This is a genomic window from Persicirhabdus sediminis (genome assembly GCF_016595495.1).
In the GTDB taxonomy this organism is placed as follows: domain Bacteria; phylum Verrucomicrobiota; class Verrucomicrobiia; order Verrucomicrobiales; family Akkermansiaceae; genus Persicirhabdus; species Persicirhabdus sediminis.
On record NZ_JAENIM010000016.1, the window covers coordinates 35,650 to 54,325 of the forward strand.

17 protein-coding genes are annotated in these 18,676 nt (G+C 47.2%); 13 read left to right on the plus strand and 4 right to left on the minus strand.

Translation table 11 applies throughout. The features are described from left to right. Window positions 1-2 precede the first annotated feature (2 nt). A complete protein-coding gene (locus tag JIN82_RS02855) occupies window positions 3-1,298 on the minus strand; it encodes an AI-2E family transporter (protein WP_200310130.1) in 1,296 nt (431 codons plus the stop codon). Window positions 1,299-1,425: 127 nt separating this feature from the next. Here JIN82_RS02855 and JIN82_RS02860 point away from each other — a divergent pair, with 127 nt between their 5' ends. Beyond that, complete coding sequence (locus JIN82_RS02860; RefSeq protein WP_200310131.1) at window positions 1,426-3,066, plus strand: hypothetical protein; 1,641 nt, start codon at window positions 1,426-1,428, stop codon at window positions 3,064-3,066. Between the two features lie 7 nt (window positions 3,067-3,073). Here JIN82_RS02860 and JIN82_RS02865 read toward each other — a convergent pair whose 3' ends face one another. The 3 genes from JIN82_RS02865 to JIN82_RS02875 all read right to left on the minus strand — a co-directional run bounded on the left by JIN82_RS02865 (window position 3,074) and on the right by JIN82_RS02875 (window position 6,185). Next, on the minus strand, window positions 3,074-4,384 hold the full coding sequence (locus JIN82_RS02865) for a mechanosensitive ion channel family protein (protein WP_200310132.1): 1,311 nt from the start codon (window positions 4,382-4,384) through the stop codon (window positions 3,074-3,076). A 3-nt stretch (window positions 4,385-4,387) separates the two neighbouring features. Next, on the minus strand, window positions 4,388-4,885 hold the full coding sequence (gene coaD / locus JIN82_RS02870; RefSeq protein ID WP_200310133.1) for a pantetheine-phosphate adenylyltransferase: 498 nt from the start codon (window positions 4,883-4,885) through the stop codon (window positions 4,388-4,390). A gap of 100 nt (window positions 4,886-4,985) precedes the next feature. Continuing rightward, window positions 4,986-6,185, minus strand: coding sequence for a bifunctional 3,4-dihydroxy-2-butanone-4-phosphate synthase/GTP cyclohydrolase II (locus JIN82_RS02875; RefSeq protein WP_200310134.1), 1,200 nt, complete (start codon window positions 6,183-6,185; stop codon window positions 4,986-4,988). A gap of 325 nt (window positions 6,186-6,510) precedes the next feature. Between JIN82_RS02875 and ccsA the strand changes: the two genes are divergently transcribed. The 12 genes from ccsA to JIN82_RS02935 all read left to right on the plus strand — a co-directional run bounded on the left by ccsA (window position 6,511) and on the right by JIN82_RS02935 (window position 18,591). Next, entirely contained in the window at window positions 6,511-7,329 is an 819-nt protein-coding gene (gene ccsA / locus JIN82_RS02880) for a cytochrome c biogenesis protein CcsA (RefSeq protein ID WP_200310135.1), read from the plus strand. Next, the gene (gene hemA / locus JIN82_RS02885; protein WP_200310136.1) at window positions 7,329-8,330 is read left to right on the plus strand and encodes a glutamyl-tRNA reductase; all 1,002 of its coding nucleotides are present in this window, start codon (window positions 7,329-7,331) and stop codon (window positions 8,328-8,330) included. Before ccsA ends, hemA begins: the two co-directional genes overlap by 1 nt. 25 nt (window positions 8,331-8,355) lie before the next feature. Beyond that, a complete protein-coding gene (hemC, locus tag JIN82_RS02890; RefSeq protein WP_200310137.1) occupies window positions 8,356-9,300 on the plus strand; it encodes a hydroxymethylbilane synthase in 945 nt (314 codons plus the stop codon). Further along, entirely contained in the window at window positions 9,297-10,808 is a 1,512-nt protein-coding gene (cobA, locus tag JIN82_RS02895; protein ID WP_200310138.1) for a uroporphyrinogen-III C-methyltransferase, read from the plus strand. The genes hemC and cobA overlap by 4 nt, the downstream gene beginning before the upstream one ends. A 639-nt stretch (window positions 10,809-11,447) precedes the next feature. Then, window positions 11,448-12,113, plus strand: a complete 666-nt coding sequence (locus tag JIN82_RS02900) for an ATP-binding cassette domain-containing protein (RefSeq protein WP_200310139.1) — start codon at window positions 11,448-11,450, stop codon at window positions 12,111-12,113. Between the two features lie 7 nt (window positions 12,114-12,120). After that, window positions 12,121-12,885: a hypothetical protein gene (locus JIN82_RS02905; protein WP_200310140.1), complete on the plus strand. Its 765-nt coding sequence runs from the start codon at window positions 12,121-12,123 to the stop codon at window positions 12,883-12,885. Between the two features lie 30 nt (window positions 12,886-12,915). Beyond that, a complete protein-coding gene (locus JIN82_RS02910) occupies window positions 12,916-13,803 on the plus strand; it encodes a hypothetical protein (protein WP_200310141.1) in 888 nt (295 codons plus the stop codon). Between the two features lie 18 nt (window positions 13,804-13,821). Next, a complete protein-coding gene (locus JIN82_RS02915; protein ID WP_200310142.1) occupies window positions 13,822-15,090 on the plus strand; it encodes a type IV pilus twitching motility protein PilT in 1,269 nt (422 codons plus the stop codon). A gap of 107 nt (window positions 15,091-15,197) precedes the next feature. Beyond that, on the plus strand, window positions 15,198-15,605 hold the full coding sequence (locus tag JIN82_RS02920) for a type II secretion system protein (RefSeq protein WP_200310143.1): 408 nt from the start codon (window positions 15,198-15,200) through the stop codon (window positions 15,603-15,605). 98 nt (window positions 15,606-15,703) lie between these two features. After that, complete coding sequence (locus JIN82_RS02925; RefSeq protein WP_200310144.1) at window positions 15,704-17,455, plus strand: hypothetical protein; 1,752 nt, start codon at window positions 15,704-15,706, stop codon at window positions 17,453-17,455. Window positions 17,456-17,473: 18 nt separating this feature from the next. After that, window positions 17,474-18,013 (plus strand): hypothetical protein, encoded by a 540-nt coding sequence (locus JIN82_RS02930; RefSeq protein WP_200310145.1) that lies wholly within the window; start codon window positions 17,474-17,476, stop codon window positions 18,011-18,013. Beyond that, on the plus strand, window positions 18,010-18,591 hold the full coding sequence (locus tag JIN82_RS02935; RefSeq protein ID WP_200310146.1) for a hypothetical protein: 582 nt from the start codon (window positions 18,010-18,012) through the stop codon (window positions 18,589-18,591). The genes JIN82_RS02930 and JIN82_RS02935 overlap by 4 nt, the downstream gene beginning before the upstream one ends. The last annotated feature ends 85 nt before the right edge of the window (window positions 18,592-18,676 follow it).

Below are 18,676 nucleotides of genomic sequence, written 5' to 3' on the forward strand. Positions count from 1 at the left end.
ATTTAGCTTGGGGTTTCGCTATTCGTTAGTTTGGCGATTTTCTTTTCAGTGGCGTCACTGAGTGAAGCTTCCCAAACATAACGGCGGAATAACACCTTAAGCGCTGCTGTGAGTGGAACCGCAAGTAGGGCTCCAACAAAACCACCTAGGATGATAGACCAGAACAGCATGGAGAAAATCACAGTCATTGGGTGTAGCCCAACAGAGTCGCCGACAATTTTTGGTGCGGTAACCAGTGAGTTGATTTGTTGTACAATGAAGAAAATGCCGATGACTGCTAGGACGTAGAACCATGGGTTCTCACCGAGGAAGCCTTGGTTTCCTGTTTGACTAAAATGGACAAAGGCAATGATGCAGGCTGGGACCAGGCAGAGGATGTTTCCGATATATGGGATAATGCCGAGAACCGTGAGAAATAGACCAATGACAAATCCATAGGGGAGCCCGAATATACTCAGGGCAATACCAACAAGGAGACCGTCAATAAAAGCTACAAGCACCTGCCCGCGGAAGAAGGAAATAAGGTAACCGTTGATTTCTTGTAAGGTGCCGGTGAGCTCATCTTTGAATTTTGACGACTTCAGCGGAATGTATTCTTTCCAGTGTTGTTTGATCGCGGCGCTTTCTATCAAGAAATAGAATAGATAGATGGGTAGCATGGCGAAACCAATGGCGAGGCCCATGAGGCCAAGGAATTTAGTGGTTCCTGAGCTGAGCCAGCTAGTGGCGGTACTGGCAATGGTAGTGGAGTAGTTGATGAGGTAGAAGTGCCAGCGCGGCTTGGATACTACCTTAGTCTTGGTGTCTTCAGCTAGAACAAGTTCGCCTTCGCTATCGACGGGTTCATTAAGGTAGGCGATAACTGGACGGATGGCAGGCGTCTTAGAAAGCTTCTCCATTTTGGCGTTGATGCCGTCAATGAGTTTGTCACGCTTGGCATCTTTCTCAGCGGCGATCACTTCAGCTGATACCGATGTGTCTTCTAAGTCGTCATTCAGAAGAGGCACGACGATCCACGCGCTGATAGCCATGATGACGATGAAAAAGGAACAAAATACGGCGAGCACAGATTTTAGCCGTGATAGTCCCTTTTTCTGTAAAGAGCTAACGATTGGGTCTAGCAGGTAGGCGATGATGCCAGCAACAGCTAGAGGCAAGAGAACCGCCTGTAGGTAGCTGAAGATGCTACTTGTTAGCCAAATGAGACCTATAACTAGCAGGCCAATGATAACAATGGCAATGCCAGTTAGGGCGCTCCACAGAGTTTTGCGTTGAAATTCGTTTGGATAGTCCGACACAAAGCGGACATTAGAGAACGATGAGTTAAAGATGAATTCTAAAAATGCGCTTTTTTTGTATTCACTGCATATTGCTAGTTGTGAGATATCTACTTGAGTCGGTGGTTTAGCTGGATATCTTGCCTGTATGTCGAGACGTCAACGTAGGAGGGGGAAACACTCATCTAGCTCATGGTCGAAGTGGATACTGCGAGCTGTATTTTTGCTGATGTTGTTTGTTACTTTGGGTAGTTTTGTATCCTACCGGTGGCTGCGTAGCTATTTACACAGCGAAGATTTTCGTCATTTGATGGGCCAGTTGACGGGTAGTTTTTTGAAATCAGATGTGAATTACGGCAATTTTCACTGGGAGGGGATGCGTGTTTCCAGCCCAACATTTTCCTCAACTGGCCACAATGGGAGTCCTGATTTACAGGCTGAAGGCTTGAAAGCTAGTATCCAACTGCAGGGCGTGAAACGTGGTGTTTGGGAGATTCCTAACTTGCGCGCTAGCCGCTTGAATATTCAGTGGGAAGAACCTGCTCCCGTCGTTAACTCAGGGGAGGTAGCCATGTCAGGCAATGCCAATCCGGTAAAAGTGGATACCACAGCAGTTAGTCATAAGCAGAGTTTTTGGAGCCGGTTTTTGCCGCAGTACGCTGAAGTCCAATCGATGGATGTCTATCAGCTAGATGCACAGGCAAAACTGCTGGAAGGTGATCTAATAGTTTCCGGCGTGACAGCAAAAGTAGAGAAGCAAAGTGGACAGTCTAATTACTCCGTAGATTTACGTAATGGTAGCTTAGTATTACCGTGGATAAAGTCGGAGCTTGAGTTGCATCAGGCGAATGGTCGTTGGCAAAACGGCAAAGTTTATATCAACGACGCTAAGGCTGATTTCTACAAGAATGGTTTGCTGTCGTGTTCAGGCGAATTGCAGGGGAATAGTTTTGATATCTACACAGAGGTTAGCGGCCTTAGATGCGAGGAGTTGCTAGACAATGTTTGGAGTAAACGTTGCCAAGGTGATCTAGCTGGGCGCATGAATGTCACTAACTACAGTGGTCAGGTTGTCACGAAGGGTGAGATGAAGGTGAAAAAAGGTGTGCTAACGGGGCTAGAACCTTTGGATGTGATTGCCTCTTATACCATGAATCGCCGTTTTACTCGGCTAAGTCTATCTGATGTCAGCTGGAAGTTTAAGCGCTACGGGGATGTGTTGGAGTTAGATGATATGTTCATTGCCTCCGAAGGGTTGATTCAGCTGCGAGGTTATCTGCATATTAATGGTGAGCAGTTGGATGGTAAGTTTAAGGTGGGGATTACACCGGGCACATTGGCTCATATTCCTGGAGCGGAGACGAAGGTATTTCTTCCTGGTGAGTTAGGTATGCGTTGGACTGATATACGCATTGGAGGAACTAAATCTGCGCCTACAGAAGATCTCACCGCAAGGCTAATTCAGGCAGCTGGAGAGAGGTTGTTTGAAATTATTCCTGAAACTGGTGTTAGGGTGCTGAAGCTCACCGGCAAGGCGCTAGGTGAAGGGGCATCGGGTATCGTGGGATCAGGTGGAGGTGTGATAGAGACTGGAACAGGCCTGATAGAATCCGGCGCGAGCGCTCTACCTACGGAGGTTCTCACTGAAGGCGTGAAGACTGGTGCTGGCGTCATTGATTCAGGAGTTGGAGCTGTTGAGGGAGGAATTCGCGGAGTGTTTGGCTTATTGCCAGGATCGACTAGTGAGCGCGCTGAGCCAGCTGAGGAGGAAAAAGAAGATAGGGAGTAGAGCTTATCTAGCTGCTAGGCGCTGTGTCGTTTGCGGTACCGTCTAGCTGGCTGGATTCAGTTGATATTTTTGAACTGACGATGTGAAGGTCACGTTGAGGGTAGGGGATTTGAATCCCAGCTTCCTTGAATTTCTGCCAGATATTTAGCATAACCTGTGAGCGACAGTTAGTGACGCCGGCAGCGGGATCATTGATCCAAAATCTTAGCTGGAGGTTGATGGAGGAATCACCAAAGCTAATCAATAGTGCTACAGGTTTGGGGTTTTTCAGTACACGGTCAATACCTTCGACGCATGATGTTAGTATTTCAAGTGCTTGTGGGATGTCGGTATCATAGGAGACGCCAACGTCAGCTTTGATGCGCACATTGTTATCTGAAAACGACCAGTTGATGACTTTGTTAGTGACAAGGTCTTCGTTTGGGATGAGGTGCTCTTTACGGTCTCTGGTTCTCACTGAGACATAGCGTGTATGGAGTGAGTTGATCCAGCCGTATGTGCCGTCAACTTCGATCACATCGCCAGGTTTGATTGATTTGTCTAGCAGGATGATGACACCTGAGATGAGGTTTGAGATTACCTTTTGTAAACCAAAGCCGATACCAAGACCAAGGGCACCTGTGAATACAGTTAGTGAGGCTAGATCCACGCCGGCAATGGACAAGGAGGCTAGTGTGGCAACAGTGTAAAATAAAAACTTGGTCGCCTTATAAAGCAGGACTTTGATTGATGGTGGGATGTCGCTCCGTGACCCCAAAGTCGCTTTGGTGAATCTCTCAGTTAGGTGGGCTAGCCAAATGATGATGGCAAAAGCGATGATGGCTAGTGAGATATTCCAGAAGTTGATACTGATGGCGCCAAAGTTGATAGACGCGCCACTGAGGCTTTTGTATAACGGTTGTGATAGGCCGACTAGTTTTAGAGTGAAGAGTACTAGAATAGTCGCGCCGAGAGTTCTGGGGATAAACGAGCTTTTGGTTATCGAATTGACGATATGATAGACGCTGTATGCTGATGTCAGGAAGGCCGCGTTGAACAGATAGTGGTTGCTGTAACCAAGGTTTTCTCTGATGTCCCAAGATAGCCAGAAGAGCAAGCTGAGCACGATTGGGAAGCCGGATACTTTCGAGCCCGGGTTGAAGAAGCGCAGGCAAAACCTTTTGCAGCTGGAGTTTTCAGCGAAAAGGGTAATTTTAAGCAGGTGAACCGCTAGGAATGCTAGGCCGATGCAGAGGGCTATACAACTCCATTGCCACCAGTCATCCTTTGTTTCTAGGAGCAGGTTGAAATACTCGATGACTGGGGTGAAGTCTGGCATGGCTTAGCTAGGTTCGGCTAGGGACTCTTCTAGCGCTGAAAATACTGGCGCTGGAACATATCGGCTAACTGTTTTTTGCCAGCCCTTTGGTCCGATAAGCCCTTTAACCATACTGGAAGATAGCTCGGCAATATCACGGGGGGGCATGAGAAAAACGGTGCTGATTTCAGGAGCCATGTCTGCATTGATGTGGCGCATCACTCGTTCATATTCGTAATCGTGTGATGATCTAATGCCTCGTAGGATGTATTGCGCTCCCACGCTGTTAGCGTAGTCTACCAAAAAGCTGTTATCAAACTCGGCTACAGTGAGCCGCTCACTGCTAGGTAGTGAGTTAGCAAGTAGTTCCATGCGTTCCTGCACACTGAATGTGTAGGCTTTCATTGGGTTGCTGCCGATGGCTACGTATAGGTGATCAAAAATTTCTAATCCTTTTTTGATCATCCACATGTGGCCGTTAGTAGGTGGGTCAAATGACCCCGCGTAGATGGCGATGCGCATGAGTATATTGGTTGCTAAGGGATGAATGTTTGTTTTTTTCTAAAACAAAGCTAGCTGGTGGATATTAGCAGCAAAAGTAATTTTTATGAAAATGCAAAGCCTAGAGCTTGTGGCCCATGCGGTCTTTTTTCGTCTGCAGATATTTCTCGTTATCTGGGTTTGATGGTAGAGAGATAGGAATTTGCTCGACGATTTCTAACCCGTAGCCTTCTAAGCCGATAATCTTCTTCGGGTTGTTAGTCATTAGACGGATCTTGGTGATGCCGCAGTCACTGAGCATTTGCGCGCCCATGCCGTAGTCGCGCAGGTCAGACGGATAACCTAACTTTTCATTTGCTTCGATGGTGTCGTACCCTTGCTCTTGAAGTTTGTAGGCGTGGATTTTTGCTTTTAGGCCAATGCCGCGTCCTTCTTGGCGTAGGTAGAGCAATACGCCGCCTTCTTCGGCGATGCGCTCGAGTGCTTGGTGGAGCTGTCCGCCGCAATCGCAGCGACGGCTCATAAATACATCACCCGTGAGACATTCTGAGTGCACGCGCACGAGGGTAGGCTTTTCTGGGTCGATGGCTCCTTTTTGCAGCACAAGGTGTTCTTCGCCATCAGTGAGGTGGGTGTAGAGGTGGCAGTCAAATTCACCGTAGTCTGTTGGCAGTTTGATGCTTTGTTCACGGCGAACTAATTTTTCAGACATGCGGCGGTACTCGATGAGTTCTGAAATCGTGCAAGCTTTCAGATTGTGCTCGGCCTGATATTCACCGAGGTCGCCACTGCGGGCCATGGTGCCATCGGCGTGCATGATTTCGCAGATCACCGCAGCGGGCTCAAGGCCAGCTAGAATGGCTAAGTCAACTGAGGCTTCTGTATGGCCAGCGCGTTGCAAGACACCGCCGTGTACTGCCTGAAGTGGGAAAATGTGTCCCGGCTGGATGAGGTCTTCTGGCTGGGTTTTTGGATCAGCTAGCAGGCGAGCTGCGAGCGCGCGGTCTGCTGCTGAGATACCAGTGGTGATGCCTTTGGCGGCATCTACGGAAACGGTAAATGCGGTGCCCAGTGCCTCGCGGTTATGTTTTGTCATTTGTGGCAGATCCAGCTCGATTGCTTTTTCCTGAGAAATAGGAGCACAGATGAGCCCGCGACCGTTATTGGCCATGAATGCGATGGTCTCGGGCGTGATGCCTTGCGCAGCCGCAACGAGGTCGGCTTCGTTTTCGCGCGATGGATCGTCAACAACGATTACCATGTGGCCAGATGCAATTTCCGCGATGATTTCTTCGACGGGGCTGAATGACAGTGCAGACATACTCGGACAATACTCCAGAGGCTACAAAACGAAACCCTAATTTTCAGTAAAGATTGAATAGTTGTCTGGCTGTATTGCAGGTGGAATCGGGCGCGGGCGGTTTTTTGACAGCCTGCTGGATAGACGCGAAGCTGGTCGCCAGCTTGGCTGGTCGTGGGATTTCATCTAGCTGGACCAGCTGGGCACATGGAAATACGAAAATCACTGCGCTAAATGGCTGGCGAGCGCTCAGTATATGTTGGTGTTTGCGAGCTGCATTTCTGGTTATGTAAACAGGTATTTGAGCTAACTGAATTTGTGTCTTAGGTAGATTGCTGCACATTCCTTGAAATTTAGTATTTCTCAATGGGGGAAAGCGTTCTATGTATTCGTCAGGATGGAGTCTGTACTCATAACATTGGCAAGTATTGTAGCGCTTATCGTGACCGTAATGGGTGCGCGATATGTGCACGTAGGTGAGCGTTCGCAATGGACCTTACCATTGATGATAGTAGTTTTTGCGCTGCAGCTTAGTGAGTTGGGTATTCGAGGTGAGGCTCGAGCAGCCTGTCCGCTGATGGATATTGGCGAGATTTGTATTTTTGCAGCGTGGTCGCTGACGATGTTTTATTTGATGGTGGGCTCGGTTTACCGTTTGTCTTTGTTGGGGGTATTTACTGCACCGCTTGTTTTGGTATTGATGTTGGCGGCGCTGGTTCCCGGTGCGCTGGATGCAGATCCACAGCCGGTGAGTGACCATCAGGGGGCTACGGCGATTCATTCTGCGCTGTCGGTTTTATCTTATGGCGCTTTTGGATTGGCGGCAGTTTCTGCGGTAATGTTTTTGGTTTTAGACAAGCAGCTGAAGGGTGGGCACCCAAGCACTGGCTTATTTAGAAACCTGCCACCTATTCATTCTCTGACACAAAGCGTGGCTCGGTTGCTATTCCTTGGGCTGATTCTTTTATCTGTGGGGGTGATCTTTGGATTCACTGCAGCCTATGAAGGCGGAATCAGTAATCACCTCTGGTTGGCGACTGCTGTGTGGATTGGTTATCTTGTTTTGTTGTCAGTTTGGCAATTTCGTGGCATGCCGCCGCGGACATTCTCAATCACCGCTGTCTTTCTCTTTGTGTTTTCACTCGTTATTTTCCCACTGCTCTAATGAATTTAATCTGTCTCGGTCTGAACCATCAGAGCGCGCCAGTTGAGTTGCGCGAACGATTTGCTGTGCCCGACGGCCTGCTGGGGGATGAGGGTGCGAAGTTGACTGAGCTCAACGACGTGGCTGAAGGTGTGGTGATTTCTACCTGTAATAGGATGGAAATCTATGTGGCTGTGGAGGACTTAGAGCTTGGATCTAAGGTGCTGCGCAATTATCTCGAAGAAACTCGTGGGCTCGATCACGCTAGCGCTGAGCATTTCTATGAAAAGCACAGTGTGGAGGCTGCTCAGCATCTATGCCGTGTGGTCAGCGGGCTGGATTCCATGGTTCTTGGTGAGACCGAGATCTTTGGTCAGGTGAAGCAGGCGTATAAGCAGGCGCTGGATAAGGGGGCGACTAAGGGAGTGCTGAACCGCTTGTTCCAGAAATCTTTTGGTGTGGGCAAAAAAGTGCGCACGCAGACGGATATCCAACGCGGGCAAACATCAGTAGGCTCGGTGGCGGTTGATCTTGCTGAGAAGATTTTTGGCAAACTCAAAGACTGCAGCGTGATGATGATTGGCGCTGGAGAGATGGGGCGTACCACTTCGCAGAGTTTTATGTCTCGCGGCGCTAAGGAGCTGTTTGTTACCAACCGTTCATTGGATAAAGCTGTAGATCTAGCTGGCAGCTTAGGCGGCACAGCAGTGGCTTTTGATGAATGGGAGGATGTGCTGGCTAAGGTGGATGTGGTGGTTTCCTCGACAGGAGCTCAACATCCAGTATTACTGGCTGAGCACGTGCAGAAGGTGCGCAGGAAACGTAAATACAAACCGCTCTTCCTGATTGATATTGCCGTGCCTCGCGACATTGACCCAGCTACTGGTGAGATCGAAGAAGTTTACCTCTACGACATGGACCAGCTGCAAGAGCTGGCGGCTGACGCGCGCGAGAGACGCCTCGAGCAGGTACGCATTTGCGACGAAATCATTAAAGAGGAAGTAGAAAAAATGCTCGGCTAGCTGGGTGCAAAACAAATTTAAAAACATGAGTGATGGACAAGCAATTTTCAAGGTAGGGACACGCGGAAGCGCCCTAGCACTAGTGCAGGCTGAAATGACAGAATCTGCGCTGCGTGAAAAATTTTCCCAGCTGGAATACCAGCGTGTGGTGATCAAAACGATTGGCGACAAGCGCACGGATGTGCCTTTGAAAGACGTCGCCAAAGTGGAAGGTGTGCTCGATAAGGGAGTTTTCACTAAAGAGCTGGAAATTGCTCTGCTGGCTAAGGAAGTCGACGTGGCCGTTCACAGCCTTAAGGATGTGCCAACCGTGCTGGATGATGAATTTGAAATTGCTGGCGCGCTGGAGCGAGCTCCACTGCGTGATGTTTTGGTCTGTGCTCAGGCTGGTGGTCTCGATGCCTTGCCAAAAGGTGCGCGCGTCGGCACAAGCAGTGTGCGCCGTCAAAAGCAGCTGCTTTACCTACGTCCGGACCTCGAGCTGGTTGACATCCGTGGCAATGTGCCGACTCGGCTAGAAAAGCTGATCAAAGAAGATTACGATGCCATCATGCTAGCTGAAGCTGGTTTGGTGCGACTGGGTTATTCAATCGACGGTGAGCTGGAAATTCCAGCTGGCGTGGTTTACCCGCAAGCGCTCGATCCAGCTGAGTTTTTGCCAGCTGCAAGTCAGGGCATTGTTGGATTTGAAATCCGCAGCGATGACGAAGAATCACGTAAGATTGTGGAGGGGGTGACGCATTACGAATCCATGATGCAGGCGCTAGCTGAACGCGAGTTTTTACGCCTGATCGACGGCGGCTGTCATACTCCAGTGGGTGTGTATACTCAGCTGATTGACGGTCAGCTTGTGATGGCGGCGCGTGTTTTCCCAGACGAAGGAAACGAGCCGCCAAAAGAATCAAAAGCATCTGGTCCAATCGACCAGCCGTTGGTCGTTGGTGGTGAACTTTTTGCAAAACTAGCATGAGTAAGCAGGGGATTTGTTATTTAACCGGTGGCGGGCCAGGTGACATTGGACTGGTCACTCTGAAGGCGCGTGATCGAATTGCTGAAGCTGACGTGCTGGTCTACGACGCGTTGAGCAGCGTTGAGCTTCTCAGCTGGACCAAGGCAGATTGCGAAAAAATCAACGTTGGCAAGCGCGCCAACAAGCACACCTTACCGCAGGAGCAGATCAACGCGCTGCTGGTGGAAAAAGTGGCTGCAGGGAATAAAGTCGTGCGCCTGAAAGGTGGCGATCCGATGATCTTCGGGCGCGGCGGTGAAGAGGCTGAAGCTCTGGCTGCAGCTGGATTGCGCTTTGAGGTGATTCCTGGAATTTCCTCTGCGCTAGCAGGACCAGTCTACGCTGGCATTCCGCTCACTCACCGCGAACATGGCGCTCAGGTGACAATTTTCTCTGGCCACGAGGCTGAGGGGAAAGAATCGAGTGGCGTCGACTACGAGCTGCTGGCAAAAACTCGCGGCTGCAAAGTTTTCCTCATGGGGGTGTCGCAGATTGAGCGCATTACTAGTGAGTTTATCAAATACGGTGCAGACGCTGATACGCCAATCACGCTCACTCGCTGGGCGACGACTGGTAGGCAAAAAACCATCCGTGGCACGCTGGCTACTATCGTAGACATCGTTAAAGAACAAAATTTTAAAGCTCCAGCTGTTGGGGTGATAGGCAACATTATCGAGAAAATGGACAAGATTCAATGGTATGAAAACCGCCCACTTCTGGGCAAACGCATCGTGGTGACAAGAACTCAGATGCAGTCGAGCAGACTGAGTAAAAAGCTCACTGACATTGGTGCCGACGTGCTCGAGCTGCCAGTGATTCGGGTGGCAGATCCAAGTGATCGCCAAGGATTTGCCGAAGGGGTGGCACACGCGCACACCTACGACTGGCTCGTTTTCACTAGTCCAAATGGAGTGGAGCGATTCTTCGAGGCCTTTTTTGCCACCTACGCGGATGCGCGTAGCATCGGCGGCTGTCGTATTGCAGCTCTCGGACCAGGTACGGCTGAAAAAATCAAAGCGTATCGATTTGCTACTGATTTGATCCCAGATCGCCACATCGCCGAAGGGCTGGTTGAGGCATTTGAGAAAAATGAAAATATCGAAAACCAAACGGTGCTCTGGGTTCGCCCAGAAAATGCTCGTCCAGTGCTCGGTGACGGATTGGCCAAACAAGGCGCCATCGTCGATGAATGCATCGCTTACAAAATTGAGGCCGAAACCGAAGATCCAACGGGTGCTGCCAAACGATTTGCCGAAGAAGGTGCTGATTTGGTGACTTTCACCAGCTCGTCAACCGCAAGACATTTCAAAGACCTCGAGCTGCCGTGGCCAGCTGAATGCAAAGCTGCCAGCATCGGCCCTCAAACCAGCGGCACGCTCAAAGAGCTAGGCTTCGAAATTGGTACAGAAGCCAGCCCTCACAACCTAGACGGCCTCGTCGAGGCTATCGTTGAGCTGCTCGGCGAGTAGATTTTCACCGCTTAGCGCAATTCATTAGCTTTAAATTCAGCGAGGTCCTTCTGGGCCTCGCTTAATTTTTTTGTACTGTAGAGGGTTCTATGGAAATACTTACTAGCTGGCTCGGACCCGTGGTGAGGCTGTTATTGGAGTATGAATGCAAGCGACGCAGGGTGATTATTTACCTTCGAGATGCTGCGTGTTTGCCGAGGGGTATTCTCTACCTGGAGAAAGGTTCTATGGTTCTAGATTTTTTCAAGAGAGCACAATCCGTCTCAAAGTCGAAGTTTTTGAGGTCGTGACTAGGTGATGGCATATCTGCCTAGAAGTTGCTGAGTAAGCGGCTGATAAGATGTTTAGTGACTTTTGGTAGCTGGTTTGTACTTGTTATGTTAGTTCTATCTAGAAGTAATGATTTATCAATGCTGTAAGGTGGTTGGCATTTATAGTGATGTGTATGATCATGTTGATGGGAATGGTTGATTTGTCGGTTATTGTGAAACGTTCGTGTATGGCGGCGCTATTGTTTGATTGTCATGAATTTGTGCTCAAGATTAACGTTTAGTTAACCTGTGTTTAGTTTTTCAACTTGTCATATCATTAGTCGGGTCGTAATTATTAGATACTTCCTTGTGGGTGTTTAATGGATTTATGAGTGATTTAGAATCGGCTGGACCAAAAATAAGCATACAAGCTGGCTTTGCGATTGGGTACAAAAGTGCCCTTGCTACTGCGGCTGATGAGGTGGAGTTAGCTGAGGGTACGCATTATCTGCTTGCCCGTAATGGGCGAGGGAAAACAACGCTTTTGCGCTCGCTGGCTGGAGTTTTGCAGTTGCGAGGCGGTGATTTCACTATAGTGGGGCAAAATCAGTTTTTAAGTGAGGATATTTGCTTTGATCGTGAGTTGCCAGCTAAGTTGATTTTTAGATGTCTGCTGCCGAAGCAGGTGCTGGGCGAAGTGATGGATTTGGCTGACAAGCTTGAGCTGGATACCAAGCTTCCATATGGCAAGCTTTCAACTGGTAACCAACGCAAGGTTGCGTTGATCATGGCTGAATATGCAGTCGACCCTGATCAGGGAAATATTTTGTTATTGGATGAGCCGTTCACAGGCATGGATGTGTATGCCCGTGAAATTTTTCAAGACCTTTGGAAGTCACGCAAGAATGGTATATTGCGGGTTCTGAGCTGTCATCCGGATCAAGACAGTATGGTTATGGAGAGCGCTCTGATCATTAGTGATGGCAAGCTCTACCATCTGGCGGGCGCTGAAAAGGCTGCAGAGTGGAGAGAACTAAAGAAAGAATTACACTAATAGGCTGATGACTATTTTTAGATTAAGTTTAGCAACATTGATACAGCGTAAAGTCTGGGTGATCGCTTTATTGTTAGCGCTCCTCTGTCCGATGGTGCTGCCCTACATGACGCCGGTAGATGTTAGCCCTGCTCTGCTGCCGCCAGCGCGAGCGCAGATGGCGTGGAATATTTTATGGATTTTGACTTTGTTCTGGCTGCTATTTCAATCGGCGCGATTTGGTGAAGATCATAGTAAATCTGGCATGGGTGCTTATTTCCTTAGTCGCGGTCAGGGACGTTTGCAGCAACTACTACAGCTATGGCTCGCGAATCTAAGCATGCTGCTTGCCTTGTTGGTTATTACCGTTCTGATGTGTTTGATTTTTGCGATGCCTGAGGATCCAGTGCAGGCTTCACAGTGGCGTCTACTGAACGGGCAATACTTTGTTCTAGTATTATTAAGCATGGCTCCATTGATGTTATTGGCCACGGCTTTAGGTAGTAGGTTTGGATCAACGATTGCTTATGTAGTCCCTGTCTTTTTAGCCCTATATGGTATGTATGGTGTAGGTTACCTGCAGACGATGACGACGATGCGCATGAGTCCAGCGCTTGAGTGGATCTATGTTGTTTCGCCGCACTACCATTTAGCTGAGTTGACAACACGTATGGTATTCAAACAGGGGCACCTATTGGTCAGCGATTTCATACCGATAGTGGGGTACTTCTGTTGTTTGGCGATGTTGTTATTCTCTCTGTCCGCGCTTATATTCAAAGCTAAAGCTGTTTAATGTGTCTTTAGATATCGTATGTGTGTCTCAATGAAATATCGGTTTGCTTGGTTTGCTTTGATGTTAGTTTCTCTAGCTGCCGCTCTTGCAATGGTGTCCGCGCTGGATACTCGAGGGTTGATTGAATACGATCCAAATATTGCAGGCGTGAAGGGGAGCGCCTATGGGAAAGTTGCTGGTAAAATGGTTCAAGGCGATGTTAGTTTTTATTTCCACCGTGGAACTTCTCACGAGCATAACCACGCATTGGGTGAAGAGTGCGAAGAGTGCGACTCGCATGCTGCTAGTGTGCATGTGCATGATGAAAATTGCGATCACGGGCCCGATCTTGTTTCCTCTCAACAGAAGGATAAACCGCTACGTGTGCGTGCATTGAGTCATATTGAGTTAATGGAAGCTACGGTTCATAGAAATAACAGTGGCTTCTATCTGACTGATCAGCATGATTATTACTTGAGGCAAGAGACCGAAAAGTTGTTAAAGTTTGCCTACGAGTTAGATCCGACCAATTATGTTAATTACTCTAACTATTATTTCTATCTGCAGATTTCAGATGGCTTAGGTACAACTGAGGTAGGTGAATATGATTTGGATATGTTGACTGAAAATACCCTCAAATTCGTGGCAAACGATAACGAGGATCCGCGCGCACAACTCACTGCGATGAATGCGATCATCAATAGGATGTATATGGTCACGCGTAATCCTGGTAAGTATACATCCGCTGATACTGATAAGTTAGTCATTGAGTATGAGAGCTTTTCTAATAAATATATTGAGGTGAGGGCTACAGCTGAGAGTCAGGGGAGATTGGCTATGGTTTCCGCGCAAGAGCGAGCGGATATGGATGAGCGGTATAGGTTCCTGAGTAGACTGTTTGAGTCCTTTGTTATTGTTTTTGAGCGGGATATGAAATAATATCTAATAATTGTAATTATGTTTAATCAAAATGATGCTATCTCGCCCCCTCCGCTTCCTCAAAGTGCTGAGGCTTTAACATTCCAGCCAGCAATGACTGGAGCGGAGTTGCTAGGGGTGATGTTTAAGGTTTGTGAAAGCCGAGGGGTCTCTGATATTCAGATACGATCTGGCTTGCCTATCTATATCGAAACTCACCTAGGTATGGAGTGTTTGGATCATCTTGGGGTATTAGAATCTCCTCAGGTTGATGAAATCTACAAGGAGTTGATTCGCCATCGAGAAAGCGGCAGTCATGGTTTTGGTCTTTCTGAATCAGCGGAAATGCACGCAGAGCACAAAATCCAAGATAAGATGGGGGATTTCTTGGAATCTAAAGTGGATGACTTTTCTTGTAATGGTATCAAGATTATTGGCACTGATCGATATTCTGGACGTCTGCGTATTCAGACTCACTTATCGGCAAATGGTCTTGGCATTACTTGTCGTATTCTCAATGACTCGATTCCAAATTTGGAGTCTCTGGGAATTGACCAGGATACAGCTCACACATTAAAGATGGCTGTGCAGCGTCGTGCTGGGCTCTGTTTGGTGACTGGGCCGACAGGTTCAGGTAAATCAACTACTTTGGCAGCCTTGATTGATTGGGCTCGCCGCAATTTCCCGAAGCACATCGTCACCTGTGAGGATCCTGTAGAATACCAGTATCCTAACGATATGGATGATCCTGATCGACCTGGCTTTAAGGTGATGGCTCCTAGTATTGTCACCCAGCAGGAAGTTGGGCGTGATATTGAATCCTACAGGCAGGGGTTGAAGGATGTTTTGCGTAAAGCGCCTCATATTATTCTCCTTGGTGAGATTCGCGATCGCGAAGCCATGGAAACCTGTATGGAAGCTGCACAAACAGGTCACTTAGTACTTTCAACCTTGCATACAACTGGCGCCGTTAAGACGATTGGTCGTATTCTGGAGATGTATCCACGCGAAAGTCATCCAGCTGTTTTGAATCGATTAAGTGAAATTCTAATTTTCATTCACTCGCAGGGTTTACTAAATGGACAAAGTGGGCGCGTTCTAACCTACGAATTTCTGCAAAATAGTGATGATGCAGTTGCTTCATCCATAGGCGCTTACGATAAGGGGTCAGGGGCGCTAGAGGATGCAATTAAACGCGCGGGCAATATTCCTTGGGATTTGAACTTGCAACGGCTCTACGAACAGGGCAAAATCTCTGTTGAAGTGTATGAAAATGCACGCATGCATAGAGAATCTACTGATATATAATATACATAACTAAACACAGTTGGTTTTCATCAAATGCATATAAAAATTTGGCGGAAGTAAAATTCCGTTGATACACCCCATAAATAAAAACAAAATATAATACGAATATGAAACTAAATACAAATAAGGCAGTACTCAAGCCAGGTATGACACTGATCGAGCTTACAATCGTAATTCTCGTTTTGATCACACTCATCAGTGTGCTGTTCATTGGTGCTAAGGCCTATAAAGAAGGTGCTGATAACGCCACTTGTATCCTTAACCAAGAGCAAGTTCAGAAAGCTGTTCGTTCTCACCAGAACATGAATGCTAAGAATGATACCGAATCATTCCCGCACGATGAAGTTTTTGGTGCTACAGGTATCATTTCTGAGCCAACTGAACCAACCGAGCCAGATAATCTTTATGCTGGTATGCAGGACGATGTTTACCCGGTAGTAGGTACAGCTTACATCTCATGTACTACAACAAACGGTAATGGCCCACACGCACCAGCTTCAACTGAAGGTTGGTAATACCTGAGTTTTTTGACTCAACCTATTATTTCTTAGTCCCCTTCCTGGTATAGGGAAGGGGATTATTTTTATCGCGATCCCATTACTGAATTATTGTTTTGAAAGAGTTCTATCACCCATCGGATCAAAACCCCTTTGCTGCTTATCGACAAGCGGTATACTTCGCAAAAAAGACGACACGCGGCAGTAATGAAAATTGGTATAAATCCCCTGTAGAGCAGGATTGCCAAGTGCATCTGTACCTCGATGGTTCAGATTCCGTTAACTATTTCATTTGGTCTACAGAGCAAGGTTTGTATACCAAGTCAGGCTCAATCAGCCTTGAGGACCTGTCAGACAAAGAGCAGCAGGTTAAGTTTGTTGGCAAGATCCTTGCCGGCGAAGGCGGAGCAGCTGATTCGATCGGATTTGTTTTCTACTTAGCCAATGAGTTTTCACTCGCAGCTATCGGGCCTGATCATAAATTAAAGTCGAATTTCGCCGAGTTAGTTGAGGAGCTGACGGTAAGTCCAGCTGAAGTTCTTGAAGATAAGTCGATGGTCGCTGATGAACGAGCTTTGTGTTTGTTCCCCTACCAGGGGGCTACTGGAGGTAATGATCAGTCAACCGTGGTTGTATTATCTCGTGAATACGAGGGTATTGTTGATAATTTCCGTGAAATTGCGGACGAAAAAGATTTTCCTATTGTTGTTGCCGCTGTTAGTGCTCCGCTTTGTGCCTTGTTAGCATTGCCAGTTATTTGGGCTTCCAGAGATGATAGGGGTGTTGTTGTGGTCTACAACTACAGAACCTTTTCAATGCTGGCCTATTTTGATGCTAAAGGCGAGCTGTGTACTCTGCGTACACTACAGCATCACGAGGGTAGTCAGTGCCCTAAAGATATTGGTCGCACTGTGCAGATGACTGCTGTGGCTATGGAGTTAGAGGACCCTGATGTACACATCATTTCGATGGCTGATCACGACGTTACTGATGTTATTTTGAATATCGGTAGTGCGATGTATGCGTCGGAGATACGTGAGGTGACATTTGCTGAATTACAGCAACGAGGGGGGCTTCAAGAAGGCGTTTTTGTTGAGGCTGCTCTGGTAAATAAAGTGTACGATCCTAGTGTTTATCCAATCGTCGAGAATAAGACTTTTACAGACTTGCTAGAGTCTAAATATCATCTGCAAGACTTTTTAGTGCCGCCATCTGATATGCAGGAGGTTTACCCTGTGCATGGTGAAATTAAGCTAATGCAGATGGTAAAAAAAATCCGTTTAGCGGTATTTGCATTGGCTGCGGTGATTGCCATCTACTTTAGTTTGTCAGCGGTCTCAACAATGGCTAAACCAGAATGGGGGCATAGAGCAATGAATCACGCTGCTGCTCAAATTAAAATCAATCAACAGATTAACGCTTATAAAAAATGGGATAATTTATTAGCAGATCGTTCTAAGGCATGGGAGGTGATTGAGTTAGTGTCACGTACCTTTTCCGATGGTGGCGTTGAACTCACTAATGTGACTTATGATTGTACCGTGAAGGAGAAGTCTACGCGCAGTGTTGGATCTGACGATGAAGGGCTTCACAAAAGCTACTCGATAACAGGTAATGCTGATGCAAATGTGATCGATAAGTTGATCAAGTATGATACTCGAGATGGTGGAGAGATGTTTTTTTCTGAGCTTTTTGAGGCCACTAAAATTGCTTCCTTTGAGCCTGCTGATACTAGGGATTTCGGCATTGCGTTCCAATACCGTAGTGCAAATTCACGTGGTGATGAGGGGCTGCCTTACAGCTTTACATTGCAAATAACCCAGAAATACTCTAAAGATGATCCGTTGGCTTTATTGTCATCAAATTAAGATTATTCAGAAACGTTGATGAAAACGAATTTATATAAAACTAGCATCATAATCTTTGGATTAGTTGTTCCTGTGGTACTTAGTTTGATCGTGATAGCTGTTTGTTATGGCTATAAATCCAGTACGGAAAAAACTTACAAAAAAAACAAATCTGATTACCTCGCTGAAATTCAGTCTCAGAAGGTTATTGATCGTCTGCAAAAAGACTTATCTGGAAAGAAGGACCAGCTGGAAGCATGGGAAGCTCAGGTTTCTGAGGAGAGCATTGTACAGCTCGGTAATGAGTTTCGTAAATTGCAGGCAAAGTACCCAAGTGATGTTCTGAGAAGAAATTCAGCCAATAAAGGAACCCAAAGCTCAGGCATGGGGAAAACTACTAAACAGACCTCTAATAGCTGGATCTTTGATTATAACGGCACTTTAACGGTAATGCAAAAAGCCCTGTTTGAGCTTGAAACTGAAATGCCGCAGATGCAATTGGATAAAATGACTATCCGTAAAGCTAGCAATGAAAATTTGCTACAATTTAACCTTAACTACACATCTTGGGAAAAATGAAGATTTCGAAATGCATAATAACTATCTTATTGGTATCTTCGCTAAGCTCATTTGCTGAGGCTGCTGAAGGTGATGATGCTCAGATAGGGCAGTCACGTTTTTTGGGGGAAAATAAAAGCGCGTACATCTCAGAGGTTTCAGCTAAGTTCGCTATGGGAGGTAGAGAGAAAGATCCATTTGGTTTACCTCAAGACCCTAACAAGGTTCCAGTGCAAAAAGCAGCTGCTCCTAAGCTAGCGCCAGTAAAGCGGGCGACGCCACTTCAGGACGTTGTTAATGAATTGGTGATTAATGCTCATATGCCAGCTTCAAAAGAGTTTATGGTCGGCGCTCGTATCCTCAAAGAGGGGCAGGTTATTCCGATGATCTTTGGCGGAGAGAAGAAGCGGGTTCAGATCACTGAGGTAGGCCGTGACGTGATCGTGTTTACGGATTTGGAGAGCAAAGAAAAGGTAGTACGTAAAATGAACGAGCTGCCGGATGGCGTCAATGAACTTGAAGGAGTTGAAGGCGTTCAGTCTGTGGAAGGTTTTCAGCGTGCGGATGAAGCGAATCAGGCTCCGATCGAGGTTCGGTAATATTTAACCCCAGGGCCCCCCTTAATAACACCCAAATACATATATAAGGGAATACCCCCACACATAGGTAACTAAAAATAATACG

Excerpts from the sequence above, each read along its gene's own strand:
- JIN82_RS02900 (WP_200310139.1), top strand. The coding sequence starts at position 11,448 with ATGAGTGATTTAGAATCGGCTGGACCAAAAATAAGCATACAAGCTGGC.
- hemC (WP_200310137.1), top strand. The coding sequence starts at position 8,356 with ATGAGTGATGGACAAGCAATTTTCAAGGTAGGGACACGCGGAAGCGCC.
- JIN82_RS02860 (WP_200310131.1), top strand. The coding sequence starts at position 1,426 with ATGTCGAGACGTCAACGTAGGAGGGGGAAACACTCATCTAGCTCATGG.
- JIN82_RS02905 (WP_200310140.1), top strand. The coding sequence starts at position 12,121 with ATGACTATTTTTAGATTAAGTTTAGCAACATTGATACAGCGTAAAGTC.
- JIN82_RS02910 (WP_200310141.1), top strand. The coding sequence starts at position 12,916 with ATGAAATATCGGTTTGCTTGGTTTGCTTTGATGTTAGTTTCTCTAGCT.
- JIN82_RS02920 (WP_200310143.1), top strand. The coding sequence starts at position 15,198 with ATGAAACTAAATACAAATAAGGCAGTACTCAAGCCAGGTATGACACTG.
- coaD (WP_200310133.1), bottom strand. The coding sequence starts at position 4,885 with ATGCGCATCGCCATCTACGCGGGGTCATTTGACCCACCTACTAACGGC.
- hemA (WP_200310136.1), top strand. The coding sequence starts at position 7,329 with ATGAATTTAATCTGTCTCGGTCTGAACCATCAGAGCGCGCCAGTTGAG.
- JIN82_RS02875 (WP_200310134.1), bottom strand. The coding sequence starts at position 6,185 with ATGTCTGCACTGTCATTCAGCCCCGTCGAAGAAATCATCGCGGAAATT.
- JIN82_RS02930 (WP_200310145.1), top strand. The coding sequence starts at position 17,474 with ATGAAAACGAATTTATATAAAACTAGCATCATAATCTTTGGATTAGTT.
- cobA (WP_200310138.1), top strand. The coding sequence starts at position 9,297 with ATGAGTAAGCAGGGGATTTGTTATTTAACCGGTGGCGGGCCAGGTGAC.
- JIN82_RS02935 (WP_200310146.1), top strand. The coding sequence starts at position 18,010 with ATGAAGATTTCGAAATGCATAATAACTATCTTATTGGTATCTTCGCTA.
- JIN82_RS02915 (WP_200310142.1), top strand. The coding sequence starts at position 13,822 with ATGTTTAATCAAAATGATGCTATCTCGCCCCCTCCGCTTCCTCAAAGT.
- JIN82_RS02865 (WP_200310132.1), bottom strand. The coding sequence starts at position 4,384 with ATGCCAGACTTCACCCCAGTCATCGAGTATTTCAACCTGCTCCTAGAA.